This window comes from Pseudobacillus badius, from assembly GCF_002189605.1.
Classification (GTDB): Bacteria; Bacillota; Bacilli; order Bacillales; family Domibacillaceae; genus Pseudobacillus; species Pseudobacillus badius.
Window position 1 is genome coordinate 323,633 of the sequence record NZ_MWMM01000003.1, and the last position, 14,413, is coordinate 338,045.

14 protein-coding genes are annotated in these 14,413 nt (G+C 43.1%); 5 read left to right on the plus strand and 9 right to left on the minus strand.

Annotated features, from left to right (window positions below; all coding sequences use genetic code 11):
- Positions 1 to 176: 176 nt before the first annotated feature.
- The 4 genes from B1A98_RS07830 to B1A98_RS07850 all read right to left on the minus strand — a co-directional run bounded on the left by B1A98_RS07830 (position 177) and on the right by B1A98_RS07850 (position 3,139).
- Positions 177 to 722, minus strand: coding sequence for a DUF2812 domain-containing protein (locus B1A98_RS07830; RefSeq protein WP_063384617.1), 546 nt, complete (start codon positions 720 to 722; stop codon positions 177 to 179).
- A complete protein-coding gene (locus B1A98_RS07835; RefSeq protein ID WP_240492447.1) occupies positions 703 to 1,053 on the minus strand; it encodes a PadR family transcriptional regulator in 351 nt (116 codons plus the stop codon). Before B1A98_RS07835 ends, B1A98_RS07830 begins: the two co-directional genes overlap by 20 nt.
- Before the next feature lie 125 nt (positions 1,054 to 1,178).
- Positions 1,179 to 2,039 (minus strand): CvfB family protein, encoded by an 861-nt coding sequence (locus tag B1A98_RS07840; RefSeq protein ID WP_041095189.1) that lies wholly within the window; start codon positions 2,037 to 2,039, stop codon positions 1,179 to 1,181.
- 308 nt (positions 2,040 to 2,347) lie between these two features.
- A complete protein-coding gene (locus B1A98_RS07850) occupies positions 2,348 to 3,139 on the minus strand; it encodes a hypothetical protein (RefSeq protein ID WP_125474352.1) in 792 nt (263 codons plus the stop codon).
- A 130-nt stretch (positions 3,140 to 3,269) separates the two neighbouring features.
- Here B1A98_RS07850 and B1A98_RS20890 point away from each other — a divergent pair, with 130 nt between their 5' ends.
- Positions 3,270 to 3,398: a hypothetical protein gene (locus tag B1A98_RS20890; protein ID WP_256682626.1), complete on the plus strand. Its 129-nt coding sequence runs from the start codon at positions 3,270 to 3,272 to the stop codon at positions 3,396 to 3,398.
- A 55-nt stretch (positions 3,399 to 3,453) separates the two neighbouring features.
- Here the strand turns inward: B1A98_RS20890 and B1A98_RS07855 are convergent, their stop codons facing one another.
- On the minus strand, positions 3,454 to 5,286 hold the full coding sequence (locus B1A98_RS07855; protein ID WP_063384614.1) for a S8 family serine peptidase: 1,833 nt from the start codon (positions 5,284 to 5,286) through the stop codon (positions 3,454 to 3,456).
- A gap of 384 nt (positions 5,287 to 5,670) precedes the next feature.
- Between B1A98_RS07855 and B1A98_RS20405 the strand changes: the two genes are divergently transcribed.
- Both B1A98_RS20405 and B1A98_RS07860 read left to right on the plus strand, forming a co-directional pair.
- Complete coding sequence (locus tag B1A98_RS20405; RefSeq protein WP_156136537.1) at positions 5,671 to 5,829, plus strand: hypothetical protein; 159 nt, start codon at positions 5,671 to 5,673, stop codon at positions 5,827 to 5,829.
- Between the two features lie 136 nt (positions 5,830 to 5,965).
- A complete protein-coding gene (locus tag B1A98_RS07860) occupies positions 5,966 to 6,247 on the plus strand; it encodes a late competence development ComFB family protein (RefSeq protein WP_041095193.1) in 282 nt (93 codons plus the stop codon).
- Between the two features lie 47 nt (positions 6,248 to 6,294).
- On the opposite strand, the gene B1A98_RS07865 is transcribed toward B1A98_RS07860, so the two are convergent.
- A complete protein-coding gene (locus tag B1A98_RS07865) occupies positions 6,295 to 7,665 on the minus strand; it encodes an aspartate kinase (RefSeq protein ID WP_063384613.1) in 1,371 nt (456 codons plus the stop codon).
- A 231-nt stretch (positions 7,666 to 7,896) separates the two neighbouring features.
- Here B1A98_RS07865 and B1A98_RS20895 point away from each other — a divergent pair, with 231 nt between their 5' ends.
- On the plus strand, positions 7,897 to 8,025 hold the full coding sequence (locus tag B1A98_RS20895; RefSeq protein WP_255211748.1) for a hypothetical protein: 129 nt from the start codon (positions 7,897 to 7,899) through the stop codon (positions 8,023 to 8,025).
- A gap of 111 nt (positions 8,026 to 8,136) precedes the next feature.
- On the opposite strand, the gene B1A98_RS07870 is transcribed toward B1A98_RS20895, so the two are convergent.
- Positions 8,137 to 10,293: a 5'-nucleotidase C-terminal domain-containing protein gene (locus B1A98_RS07870; RefSeq protein ID WP_063384612.1), complete on the minus strand. Its 2,157-nt coding sequence runs from the start codon at positions 10,291 to 10,293 to the stop codon at positions 8,137 to 8,139.
- Positions 10,294 to 10,618: 325 nt separating this feature from the next.
- On the opposite strand from B1A98_RS07870, the gene B1A98_RS07875 reads away from it, so the two are divergent.
- Positions 10,619 to 11,599 carry an S-layer homology domain-containing protein gene (locus B1A98_RS07875; protein ID WP_063384611.1) on the plus strand — a complete coding sequence of 327 codons (981 nt, stop codon included), beginning with the start codon at positions 10,619 to 10,621 and terminating at the stop codon, positions 11,597 to 11,599.
- Positions 11,600 to 11,647: 48 nt separating this feature from the next.
- On the opposite strand, the gene B1A98_RS07880 is transcribed toward B1A98_RS07875, so the two are convergent.
- A complete protein-coding gene (locus tag B1A98_RS07880) occupies positions 11,648 to 12,502 on the minus strand; it encodes a YihY/virulence factor BrkB family protein (protein ID WP_063384610.1) in 855 nt (284 codons plus the stop codon).
- Between the two features lie 137 nt (positions 12,503 to 12,639).
- The gene (locus tag B1A98_RS07885) at positions 12,640 to 14,025 is read right to left on the minus strand and encodes an O-antigen ligase family protein (RefSeq protein WP_063384609.1); all 1,386 of its coding nucleotides are present in this window, start codon (positions 14,023 to 14,025) and stop codon (positions 12,640 to 12,642) included.
- Positions 14,026 to 14,413: the final 388 nt, after the last annotated feature.

Here is a 14,413-nt window from a genome sequence, read left to right on the forward strand (position 1 = left end):
CCAACCAACGGAGTGCATCAAAAGAGGACTGTTTTTGAAAAACAGTCCAGCATAACTATTTAGCCGGTATCATTCCTTTCTATATTTTTTATAGCTTGGGGAAGAGAATCACTGACCGGAAGAGGTCTATCTTTCTCCCGAAAGGCTCAGAAAAGCAGCAAAAAACGGAGAAGCGGTCAGTCTTTTTGCCGGCCGATTCTTACTTGATAAGCCAGCCAAGTCAAAAGAGCTGGAAAAAGAAAAATCACCGGCAGCATGCGTATCCAGAAAACCACCTCATGATCTGCCATACTATCTGGAAAAAACACTGTTGTTGCCGCATAAAGAATGATTGTGACAGCAAAAAGAAAGACGACAGCTTTGCCGATTCCCCCCTTTGCTTGCTTATACTTTTCAACCACTGTTGACCGATCGGTATAAATGGGTCTCGTTCCAGGGGCAGCCGAGAAGATGTGCATATTTCCTTCTGAGCAGACCGGCTGCCAGCCGCCAGCCCGAAAGACATCATAGTAATCTTCGAGTTCTTCCTTTGGCACATATTGATAATCCAGACTATAAATCAGATGGCGCGGATTGCTTTTGTGAAGCGTGTAGCCCATTGGAGCAAAGGAATGAAGAATCCATCCCTTCTCTGCCATTTTGCTCAGCTTCTTCATATCTTTTTCTTCACTAAATGCCAATCCGCCCGACGACATATAACGCCTATTCTTCTGTTTCCCCATCGTTTCCCCTCTCCTTTAACAATTGAAATGCACGTTCTCCGTGCTGGACCATCCGACTTCTTCTTTCTACCTCGCTGCGCAGAATCAGCTTGCCTTTTTCTGTAGCCTTGTATATTTTTCTGCGATCGCCCGGTGATTCCAGCAGTACGATCAGCCCGGACTTTTCAAGTTTTTTCACAAGCGTGTAAAGGGTAGCCGGCCCGACTGTGAATTCTCCGCCAGAAATAGATTCAATGTATTGCATGATGGCATACCCGTGCCTTTCTTCCAACACAGATAGAAGAATATAGTAAGCCGGGTCCGTTAGTTGTTCCATATCTTCTTTTTTCAATCGCTCACCTTCTATATCCATTACTAATATATCCACAATTGATATATCACTTATTGATATAATAATTTCTTCCAAACATTTTGTCAACAAAAAAACTGCCGATTTTTTCCGGCAGTCTGCTGTCTTTATTCTTTCACTTGATAGGTCCATCCATCTTCCTGATACACTTTCTTTTCCTTCATCAGCTTCCCAAGCGCCCGCTTGAAAGCCCCTTTGCTCATGGAAAAGCGCTTATCAATTTCTTCAGGAAAGCTTTTATCGCTGTATGGCATTGAGCCGCCTCTCTGCAGCAAGTACGCATATACTTTTTCAGCATCATCTTGCTGGGCTTCCTGCCTGCGGCCAAGCAGGGAAACATTTACCGATCCATCTTCCTTCACATCGATGATGCGGCCGTCTACTTTTTGTCCAAGGCGCGGCTCGACTTGCCGCTGGGATTCATGAATAAATCCGCGGTAGCCTTCTGCCGTGATAATAAACGTGCCAACTTTGGCGGCGCGATAAACAATTCCGGTAATGTCTTTATTGAAGTCTTTTTTTGTAGCTTTGGCAAATTGCTCTGCCATTACTTCTTCCGTCGCCGGCTTAGCGAACAGGCGGCCTTTTCGATCCAGCTTAAGCGTGCAGTAAAGACGGTCACCAACAATAGGGCGCACCGAATATAGAAATGGCAAATCATCTTCTGATACGAGCATATCCTTCGTAATGCCGATGGAAACGAATACGCCAAGCTTTTCTTCTGCTCCGACCACTTCTACCCATCCATATGTCCCCTGGGTAATAAGCGGCATCGTCATTGTAGCAGCAAGGCGTCCTTGGTGATCCTGAAATAAAAAGACTTCTACCGGTTCGTCCGGATCAAACCCTTCCTGTATCTCTGAATGGTGCAGCAGCACCGTTTCTTCTCCATCCGTCAAAAACCAGCCAAAGGGAGCTTCATTTTTCACATCCAACGTGACAATCGTGCCAGCTTGTAAATTATCCATATTGGGTAAATCCTTCTTTCACTCATATTTATTAACAATCTTCCCGTTTCGGCTTTAATTATAACAGGCTTTTCAGCAGGCGCATCATTTCTGCAAAAAAACTTCATTCCAAAGAATAAAGTTTTTTGCAGAGATGAACATCGAGAAAACAACCAGCCAAATGATCGGATTCACAAGCTGGGAGAAGTTTGTCGTTCTCTCCGCTTTCTTCCCCTCAACAAAAAGCAAAAGGGCTTCGGCAGAAACCTCTTCCGAACCCCTTTTGTCGATCAACTGAATCTTCATCCCAAAGAATGAAGGTGCAGCAATTAATTTATTTTTTTAAGCTCAAACACTCGTTTTGGATTTTTGCCGTTATCATCTACTTTAAGAATCAGCCCTACATTTGGCGCAAAATAGTAATAGAGTTTCTCGGAGTCTTTAATTTCGATTACATGACGGAAGGTGCCCGCCGGTGTTTTAACTGTTTTGTTTACTGACAGAACCCGGTAATGAGTTCCATTAATGTCATCCTTCCAATAGCTTCCTTTTTTTAGCGGCAGCTTAATATTTAAAAAGATCGAATCGGAATTAGCTACGCCTAGACGCATCCAATCTTTTCCTTCTCGATAAGCATACCCTCTTTTTCCATTTATGTTCCAAACTTCCCAGCCATATGCAGCCCCTCTATACGTCCATTCTTGAGCACCTTTTTGGGTATCATAATATGTATAGTCATGCTTCTTGTTGAGCTTCAGCCCATAGTAAACAGTGCGGTATTCCTTGTTCAGTTCATACTGAACATCTTCTGGAACAGGCGTAAATTTAGCATAGGAATTTTTCTTAATAAACGTTTTTTTGTACAGGTGATAATAGCCTTTCGTTACCGCAAATACACTGGCTGTTTGTCCTTTTTTCAGTGTCCGGACTTTAACAATTTTCCCTTTGGACCGTTGAAACAAAGGAGTATCCTTTAGAATCGTTACTTTTCCAATCGTGCCTTCCTTCAGCTCCATTCCGTCCCAAACCACAGCGGCTTCCGCTTTTGAAGGCGGAAATAAGAGTGCAGAGGAACAGATCATGACAACAGCCATAAACAGATACACTATTTTTTTCATCATTTTCCCCTTTTCTAGTAAAATATCCCTTTTATTATATCATTCAAAATAGAAGCATGGTACTTTGTTTAATAATTTTTAAAAAGGGAAACTTATCTTTAAGATGAACACTCTCAAAAAGGTGGTAAATAGAATGAGCAAAAAAAGAGGCTTCGCTTCACTGGTTAAATTAGCGCTTAAATACGGTCCCCTTCTTTATCCTATCGTCAAAAAAATGCTCGATAAGCGAAAAACAGCCCGAGTGATGTCTGTACAAAAATAAAATCTCCGAGCAGTTGCCCGGAGATTTTTTGTTTAATTTTCCTTCTTGGTACAGTCTAATTTAAGGTGATGGCCACCTTTGCTGTTGCCTGCTGGTTCTCTAAGTCTGTGCCCGTCATGACTAGCTGATAAGAGCCTTCAGGCATTTTTTTCAAGTTGCCATTTGTGCCGTCCCAGAAAACATAATGGCTGCGGGCAGGCAATGCTTTTTTTGTCATCAGCGATTTAACGAGCTTTCCTTTCTCATTGTAAACGGCGGCTGTAACAAACAAGCTTTTATTGATGGTAAATTTAACATTCAACCCTTTGTCAGCAGAGGCAGAAGACGTTACATGATCCGTCTCCGCTTGAATGGCTGGCGACAAGTTGCGAACCACTTTAAACGGCGCCTTCTTCGTTAAAAACTGACGGTTATCAGCTGTTCGAAAAACAATTGAATATTGTCCCGCCGGTGCTAAGGAGCCGTTATCAAGCTTTCCATTCCAGTAAGCAACAAAGCCGCCTTTTTGCGGTGCAGCTCCTTTTACAAGCGTTCGGATATTTTTTCCGCTTGCATTTTCTACATAGATCGTACCTCTCATGTTGCCGCTAACGGCCATCCCTGCTCTTAAATTGCTGCTGCCTGTTACTTTCATCTCTTTCATATTAAGCGAAATTTCTCCCATCGGTTCAGGGGTTGCTGCCAGCGCTTTATGCACATCCACCCGTCCATTGCCGTAAAAAGCATCCCACGAACGATCTCCTAAATCAATCGATGAATTGTATAAAATTCGTGTCACCTGCTGCGGAGAAAGAAAAGGGTTCTTTGATAAAACCAGGCCTGCCGCTCCTGAAACGACCGGTGTTGCCATAGAAGTGCCATCCATATAACGATATGAATTTTTCGGCGCTGTCGAGAAAATCGATTCTCCCGGCGCTGATAGATTAATATAACGGCCAAAATTAGAAAAATCGGTGATTTCATCGGCTGAATTAGTCGCGCTCACCGCAATGACATTCGACAACGCGGCAGGGTAAAAGGGCAAGCTTACGTTTTCATTTCCCGCAGCCGCAATGACAACTGACCCTTTTTTTATTGCATAATCAGCGGCATACTCAAGAATATCGCTGTACGAGTAGCTTCCAAAACTGAGATTCAGAATGTCAGCGCCTTTATCTGCCGCATAAATGATTGCTTCTGCGATAGTATAGCTGTCGGCATATTCACCTTCAAATACATTAATCGGCATGAGCTTTACCTCCGGAGCAACACCGGTTACCCCCGCTCCATCCATAGCGGCACCGATAATGCCGGCTACATGCGTGCCATGACTGTCGGCAGGCAAAACCGTGCTTCCGGTCACTGCATTATAAGGCTTGACTATGCGATTTTTGAATTCGCTGTGCCGTGTGTCCACGCCGCCGTCAATCACTGCAACCGTAATTTGTGAACTGCCGCGCGTCCGATCCCACGCTTTCGGAGCATTAATTTTCGTATGAAACCATTGCTTGTTATAGTAGGAATCACTCGGTTTAAACTGGCTTGTCAGCTGGTAATTCGGCTCTGCCTGCTTGACCGCCGTTTCTTTCATTAAGTCCGCAGCTGTTTGAGCGAGCTCCTGTTTATTTTTAATGGAAACATTGGCAAAAAGCCCATTCGCCAGCACACCTTCTTCAGACAATCCGTGCTTCGCATAAATGGCTTGACGCTCCCTTTCAGCCAGCGGATGGCTAAAACGAATCACGAGCTCTCCTTTTTCATACTCTCCTTGAAACTTTTGTCCTATTGATAACTGCGGCTGTTCCGCAGCTCTCACTAATTCTTCTCCTGTTCCAAACCAAGCACATGAAACTGCGAAAGCCATCGTCCCCGCTGCTGCTGCCTTTCGCAGCCTTGAACTGATCCCCATCCTTCTTCCTCCCGTTTTATTTATAAAGTGCTAGAATCTCTTATTGCTAATGGAAACATTATAGTGTCTTTAGAACCAGACGTCTATCTATTTTTATAGCGATTTCGGCAAACAGACCAAAAAAGGAGAAGACAGGAAAATTTTATTGTTACTTGGTTCTGAAATCGATTAAATACCATAATTTTCATACAAGAGGGTGTTTTCGTTTAATTTCATCCAGTTTATGCTATAATAAGAAAGAGTATAGTTTCACTGGCTTCAACCCGCTTTTTTAAAGCATTTTGCCCCCTAGTTACATAACAGCAAAAGAAGGATCACGTTTCTACTTGATGATTGTCGGGTAAATAGGATCAGACGAACTTTTAAGAACGGAGATGAAGAAAGATGAACGCCAAAAAATTATTAGCTTATGGATTAGTTGCGGCCATTATGCTGCCGAAAATTAAAGAAAGACTGGAAACACAGCAGCTGCGCAAATCTTATCAAAATGCACATCGCGTGCGCATGAACCATCATAGTATTCTGGAGAAAATATCCAGCTAATTATTAAAAATAGGCAAGTGATTGACGAGTCCGGAACATGCTTTTGCATCTTCCGGGTTTTTTATATCCGCCAAAAAATAGCTGTTAATCTTTTTTACTGAAAATGTTATAATCAGGAAAGAATGGGGGCGTAAATATGGCGGTGTATAATGTAATGGAGGATATTGTAAAGGGAATCATTGCTGACCAGCTTGATTATTTGCACCTTTCCTGTACATGTCCAAGATGTCAGGAAGATATTCTGGCTCTTTCGCTGAACAAAGTCCCTCCAACGTATATTGTTAATAACAGCAGACAACCATTAGTGAAGGCTAAGTACATGGTCAATACACAGGACTACGCCAACACAGTTGCAGCTGTTGCACAGGCGGCGGCTGTTGTATCAGCTAATAAACGGTGTGTAACTATAGAAAAATAAACAAAAAATCCGTCCAGGCAGACGGATTTTTTGTTTATATGACCCAATTACACGCCAAGGACGGCCGTTGTGCTAAAAAACTCTTTATATAACGCCTTTAATACATTATTTGTATCCTCTTCCTTAATACCGAAGACTAGGCTGACCTCAGATGAACCTTGGTTAATCATCTCGATATTCGCTCCGGCTTGTGAAATCGCCGTAGTCGCTCTGGCAGTCAAGCCTTTGGTGTTGTTCATTCCTTCACCGACCAGAACAATCATGGCAAAGTGATGATCAATATGAACATCATCTACCTTTAATTCTTCACGGCATTTTTTAATGATCCGTTCTTCCTTTTCCGGCGATAGCTGGTGACTGCGCACAATCACAGACAAATCATCAATACCAGATGGTGTATGCTCATAGGAGATGTCTTCTTCCTCAAGGATTTGCAGCAGGCGGCGGCCAAATCCAAGCTCGCGGTTCATTAAATATTTGCTGACATAAATCGTTGAGAAGCCGCCATCTGCAGCAATGCCGATAACCGGGCTTTTAGAATATTCGCGTTCTGCTACAATCATCGTGCCTTCTGCGGAAGGATTGTTTGTATTTTTAATGCAGACCGGTACAGAATGCTGGAAGGCCGGCATAAGCGCTTCGTCATGGAAAACGGAAAATCCGGCGTAAGACAGCTCACGCATTTCCCGGTAAGTCATTCGTTTAATTTCAACCGGCTGATCGACCACTTTCGGATTCGCTGCAAAAACAGAGTCTACATCAGTAAAGTTTTCATAAAGCTCGGCACCGATGGCAGCCGCTAAAATGGAGCCAGTAATATCGGACCCTCCACGGGCAAACGTCATCATAACGCCATCTTGGGAATAGCCGAAAAATCCTGGAAAGACAACGATGCCTTTACGGTCGCGCAAATGGCGCAAATTCTCATAAGCTTCCGGCAGCGCACGGGCTCGTCCAGGCTCATCACTGACAATTAAGCCGGCTTCTTTCGGATTGACATATTCTGCTTCAAGGCCAATGCTTGAAAAGTAGGCAGCAATTAACTTCGCGTTATTATCTTCCCCGCTCGCCTTTAACTGATCCACAAACAAGTCGCGGTTATCTTTCTGTTGCTGCACACGGTCGCGCAAGTCCTGCTCAATTACCCGGACAATTTCATCACTGAGCCCAAGCTCAGCTGCTATATCGGCATATCGCTCTACAACCGCCTGCAGTTCTTGTTCCGCATTTTCTCCTGAAAGAGCGGCTTCTGCCAGGCTGATCAGCAGATCGGTGACTTTGATATCCTCATCAAAGCGTTTACCTGGGGCGGAAACGACAACAATTTTGCGCGTAGCATCTTCTTTAATGATGGCAGCAACCTTCTTGATCTGTGCTGCACTCGCTACGGACGTCCCCCCAAATTTACATACCTTCATTCCCAGTTCACTCCTTAAGCATAGTTAGATTTTCTTGATGGAAAAAGTTTTATTTGAAAGATTATAACACTGTCTGCATAAAAAAAGAAGAAATAATCTGATATTTGTCTAGGTAAGTATCTATGTGCTGGCCCCAGCTTTCGTTTATTTCATACATTTTAGGGAATATCTATGATATGTACATGATTTATTACAGTAAAAACAGCTGATTAAAGGAGCGTGCAACTATTTATGAAAAAGAACAAATCACGAGGCAACAAAACGGCCATGGCCGCGTTAGCTCTGGGAGCAGCCTACCTGCTCAGAAATGAAAAATCCCGCGGCAAACTGATGAATCAATTTAAGTCAATGGGCAAATAAATGATGGTTGCTATTAGTATGGCAAAAGGCAAATGGGACTATGAATAAAAAATCATATCCTTTCCTTATAAGAAAGCGCCGGGCAAACAGCTAGCTCCCGGCGCTTTCAATTTATTGGTGAACATCAGTAATTCGCTGCTCTGCCTGCGGTGCCACATTAGGAGTTGCCTCGAGATATTCTCTAAACATTTCCCAATCCACAAAGCCTGGCTCACTAACTCTGCCTTCTTGATAAGCTTGGCCAAACATGCTGTAGCCATCTCCGCCTTTTGCTGTAAATGTATTGGTAGCGACTACATAAGATTCCTGATCGGAAAGCGGTTCATACCCAGATGGCTTTTTCACTTCCACTGTCTGTACCCGCTGGCCGGCCGGTTTGCTGCTGTCATACGTAAATGTAAGTCCTGATACCTGCAAAAAGCCGCCCGATTGCCCCGGTGCTTCTTTAACGCTATGCTCCAGCGCTGCCCGGATTTCCGCCCCTGTTATATTCATGATCGCCAATGAATTGCCAAATGGCATCACTGTCAGCACTTCATCAAGGGTAATGTCGCCTTCATTAATGGAGGCGCGGATGCCGCCGCCATTTTGCAGGGCAATAACAGCATTTTTGTTGATCGTTTTTGCCTTTTCCAGCATGCTATCTGTGATCAAATTACCAAGGTTCGTCTCTTTCGTCCGTACCTCCGCCCGCTCTCCATTTAAAGCAACCGCTGACTTTCCGACTATCGTCTTTTTCTTTTCATCGACTGCCGGCTTGTACTTCTCGGCTAAAATGCTTGCCGCTTCCGGATCATCCTTTAATACGTAAGTGCCATCTGCATTTTTAGCGTCAATTTCTATTAATTGTCCAGCCTGTCCAATGACTTTTCCGTGCTTATCAAAGGTAACATCCAGCGTACCGAGAAACTTATTGTATTCATTTGCCTGTACGATGACGGTCGGTTCTTTTCCCGTCGTTTCCAGTACCGGCTCCTTCAACTGGTCATGAGAATGCCCGCCGACAATTACATCAATGCCCTCTACTTCCTTTGCGAGCGTCCTATCATTGTCTCCGCCGCCATCTTGAAAGCCGATGTGCGTTAAAGCAATAATTTTATTGACCCCCTGTTTCTCAAAGGCAGCGACTGTTTCTTTCGATTTCTCCAAATAGTCGTCAAAGACGACCTTTCCAGGGCTCGAAATCTCCTTCGTCTCCGCTGTTGTCAAACCAAAGATGCCGACTTTTTCTCCGTTGACCTCTTTAATAATGCCGCCGTACACCGTTCCATCCTTTGGAAGAGCTGAAATTCCGTTCATTTGGAACCCTTTAATGTTTTCATCGCTTGTAAAGTTTACATTCGAGCTAACGAATGGAAATTTAGCTTTTGCGATAAAGTCAGCCAGCGGCTTCGTTCCTAAATCAAACTCATGATTGCCAAACGTCATGGCATCATAGCCGACCAGGTTCATAAACTCTAAGTCAGCTTGTCCCAGATACTCGTTAAAATACAACGTGCCCGAAAATACATCTCCCGCATCTAGCAGCAAAGCATCTGGCTTGGCTCCCCTCACCTCTTTAATAGCCGTTACTTTTCTGGCTGCGTTTTCAATATGGGCATGAGTATCATTTGTATGCATGATCGTCAAATCAAATGATTTCCCGGACATCTTATGCAAATTGTAAAGCAGCAGCGCCCATTCACCGCGCTTTACTGGGTCAGCAGAGCCGAAATGGCTGCTTGTTTTTCCTTGAACGATGCCGTTCTCGACAAGAGAGGCGACATACTTGGCCCATTTAGGGCTCACATCAGTGAATGCTGTTTTCGTGACAGCTTCGTCCACTTTCAGTTCGTAGGCAAGAGTGGCGACCCGTGCCATCTCATTGCGGGTGATCGGCTCATGAGAAGCGAAGGTGCCCGGTTTTTTGCCAGATAGAATCCCCTTCTCGGCCAATGCATTGACCGCCCATTGACCGCGTGCGGGTATGTCCGTAAAACCGGCATTTTTGTATGCGCCTTGCGGGTCGAGACCTAAAGCTGTTGCCAGCTGTATGGCCGCATCTACACGTGAAATAGAGACATCCGTGCCAAAGCGGCTGGCCGTTAATCCATTGGTAATCTGTTTACTCGTTAGATAAGATACAGCTTCCGCATAGCGCGCGGACACATCCGTAAACGAGGCGCCTTGCGCTGAAGCCCCCTCCACCGGGCTTAATGCTGGTGCCACAATAGCAGCTCCTGCTGTTAAAACAAGCAATTTTCGAGAGAATGCCTTCTTTTTCCGCAAACTCAACTCCTCCTTCTTATAGAAAGAAACCTATAGTTAAAGATTATTAGTTTTCAGAAAAAAAGCAATATAGTTACAGAAAAAATGAACAGCAATAGCTTTTATGGGTTTTAATACCTAGTATTAAAGATGTTTATTTTATCCAAAAGCGAACAATAAGCTAGAAATGAAACTTTATCACTAGGTATTTAACTTTTTATTCAATTCTAAATTTGCAGACTTAGTGTTAATGGCTCATTTTACGAAAGAAGATACTCAAAAAATGGGGTCTCTGCTAAAATATGTATGGAATCAATCAGATTATAAGACAAATGGGGTGTAAGGATTGAAAAAAGCAGTGAAATTTCTAACAGCCTCTTTGTTATCACTAGCACTTCTAATGCCGGCTGCCAATATGGCATCAGCAGCAGATGTAGAAGGAAGCTCCACAGGCAAAACTTCCATTGCCAGTGAAACAAAGGCGGCAAACGCAACAAAAGCAGCAACATTCAGCGATGTACCAAAAACGTTCTGGGCAAAAGATGAAATTGATTATCTTGTGCAAAACGGCATTATCTCCGGCTATAAAAATGGAAAATTTGGTGTAAATGATCCGATTAAGCGTGACCATGCGGCTATTATCTTAGCGAGAGCGCTAGGGATTGAAAACGAATCCGCTCCAAATCCAGGCTTCAGAGATATTCCAATGACTCATCCTGCTTATGATGAAATCGCGGTCTTAACAAAATACGGTGTTTTCAGCAAAGCAAAATACTTTAATCCAAGCGGCAAACTAAAGCGTTCTCACATGGCGAAGATCATTACGGAAGGCTTTGATTTCGATTATTCTTACCTTGTGACTTTTAAAGACGTAAAAAGCAGTGACCCCTTCTATAAATATGTCACTACTCTTGGCAGTGCCGGAATTGCTGGCGGCAGCAACGGCTATTTCATGCCAAATAAAACGATCAACCGCACAGAGTTCTCTGTCTTTATCGCCCGCGCTCTTGAACCGCGCTACCGCACAGGTGTCCAAGTAGAAATTCAAAAAGTTCAGTATCTGTCAGATGGACGTTTAAAAATGGATTTAATGCTGTATAACAACACACGCAATCAAGTATTCAACATCCAAGGCAAGTACGATCTTTATGCAGGAACTACTCTTGTTGCAAAAACAAGCCTACCGAGAGAATTTAAAAATGTGACAGTCAATCCTAATCAGAAAAAAGCTGTTGCCTTCTATTTCTCAGCTAGCGAAATCAAAAATAAAGTAAACTTAAACAACATTTCCCTCGGCTACGAGCATAAGTGGAAATACTATCAATAATGAATAAAAAGGTGACCCGAAAGGCCGTTTTCCAACGACTTTTCGGTGTCACCTTTTTTCTTTGTCCCGCTTGCCTCCACGAGCCGTTTTATCTGGCGAAAGCTCAGCATTAATGAGCCCTCCAAGCAGAAGAACAATGGCTGTTAAGTAAAACCACAAAGTAAGAATCACAATTCCGGCAAGCTGCCCATAGATGCGTGTATAGTTGACAGCGGCTGCATATTCGCCGAAAACGACTGACATCACCTGCCAGCTGACGGCAGCAAAAATGGCACCTGCTATCACAGAGCTTGTCTTTTGCTTTCCGCTGGGAAGAATTTTATAAAACAAAATAAAGAAGCCAAATAAAAATAACGTGCCCAACCCCCATTTGACCGCTGTCCAGGTAGTCAAAAACGGGGTAGCCGCTTCAATGGAGCTGATAACCTCTGCGGAAATCAGCAAACGCAAAAGCCGCTCAGCCAGCGGCACAATTAAAGAAACGGGAACAAGAAACATAAAAATCAACGTGACCCCTAAGTCCCTGATCATCCCTTTAAAAAAGGAAAGAGGGCGCTTAATCCGGTAGGCTTCATTTAATGAACGGACCAGTGACTGGATCGCCATAGAGGATAACCAAAAGGTCGAGAAAAAACTGATAGAAATGAGATGACCCTTTCCTTTTTCCAAAACAGACTCCACATTTTCATGAATAATTTCATATGTATTGGCCGGGGCATACGGCTGGATCACACTTAATACATCCTTTTCCTCTATAGGAAAGAAGCTGACTAAGGAAAGCATAAAAATGAGAAAAGGAACGACGGACAAAAGTAAATAATAGGCTGTCTGGGCCGCACGATCAAAAAACTGTTCAGCGAAAAAGCGCGCCAGCACCCGCTGGATGAATCCCACAACAGACATGCATCCACCTCCTTGTTGTCTCCACATCATAAACAATCCGGACACTCTTTTTCAAGCATGGAAAATGGAGGGACGCCACAATTGAAAAAGAGCGGGGAACCGCCCCCGCTCTTTCATTCATGCCTTGATTCACTTGTTTAATGGTCATCAACAGTTCGGCTGTCCACCATCAGCACAGACATAATAGCGGCAACATAAATAGAAACTGCCGGCGCCGTAAAGACATGTCCTGCTGTTGCTCCAATCCCTGCAGCTAAGATGAAGCCTACACCGTACATGATATATGGAATATTGAAGGTTTCTTTTATTTGAGTGACAAAATAGATCATAAAACGGACAGCATAATAAAGCATCGGCGCTATCAAGTATAAGAAGCCAATAATGCCGAGCGAGAAAAATAGATCATAGAAATCCATCTCGATCATCTTCGGCTCTTTCCCAGGTTCAGGCATATCATAGTTCCCTGCGAAGCCCATACCAAACATTTTTTGAAGAACAGGTGCATCCGCAAAGTCCTGCTTGAAATCAGCTAAATACTTTTCACGGCTGCTGAAAACTAAGTTTTGGAATTGTTCTTCAGTAATTTTCGGTTCTTCTTTCACTTCTTCAGGCTCTTCCTCCGAATTTTCCGGCACTTCCTTGCTCGGCTTTTCTTTGCTTAAATCAATGTTTAAAAGCCCCAAATGAGCGTACATATTATTGAAAACCGGCGTAAATGGAGTAGAAACCGCCAAAGCTGCAAGCAGCAGCAGAGCAACCAGCATATTCGCCCTTGTTTTTTTCGTCCGTTCCTTTGTTAAGTAAATAATCAAAAGGGAGATGCAAGCAGCTGCCAAAACGATAACGATCCCTCCATACCCTACCTTCGTACCAAGGAATAGCATGGAAATGGACAATAAGATGAAGGGAATCCAATAATGGCTTCTTTTAAGAGACTCTGTTTTCTCAATCGCATAAACGGCAGTGATGGGCAAAATGATCGCCATAATTGCGCCAATTTCATTCCCGGCAAAGAACCAGCCCGTAAAACCGATTTTTGTATGAGAGTAATTGGATAAGCTTGTGCCAGTTAAAAATGATACGATAAACACGGCGCTAATAATGAGTGAAGAATATAAGAAGTATGTTGTTGTTTTCTCCATGAATGGCACGCGGTTTTTCTTCAATTGCAAGTACAACAGATTGAAACCTAAAAATAGGATGGGAAAGTAAATGACTTTATTATAGAACTTTAATTCTTTAAATAAAAAGTACGGATCTTTCACATTCATATTGACTGCAATATTAATTCCTATAACAACAGCTAGCCCAACTAAATAGAAAATGTATTTTTTTGCCAGCCGGCTAGAGAACGCCAATTTCAGCATTAACAGTAAGATGATCGCCATATACAGTACGCGAACGATCACTCCTACTGTAAGATTCAGGTTAAAAATCATAAGCGATGCCGTGGTCATTACGTCAATAACCGGCTGCAAAACCAAGAATATAAGCAGCAGCAAAAAAGTCTTCCAATTCAGCATGTTGATCTGTTCCTCTTCCCTTTCAATTTCCTCTTCTATAAGCGGTTAAAATAGCATAAAAACTGGTTGCAGCGCGCTATCCTATTTTCAATCGTTCACACCACATAATAAACCTCTGAAAACCAAGCCTATGTACAAAACGCACCTTTTCCATTATATCACAAAAACAAGCTAATCTTTTACAAATATTGACCTCATATTTAATAGGCCGCCTTTGTATTCTACCATCTTTTTCTCTCGCATACTATCTATTTCCCATAACAACTTTTGCGTTTTGAAAACAGACTTGTTAGGATCTTTTCATGAAAGGAAGACGAAGCTTTTTGCCTGATCATCTAGCAGTATTTCTTTCAATTTTTCTCCATTGATGTTTAAGTTTCCAAAAAAA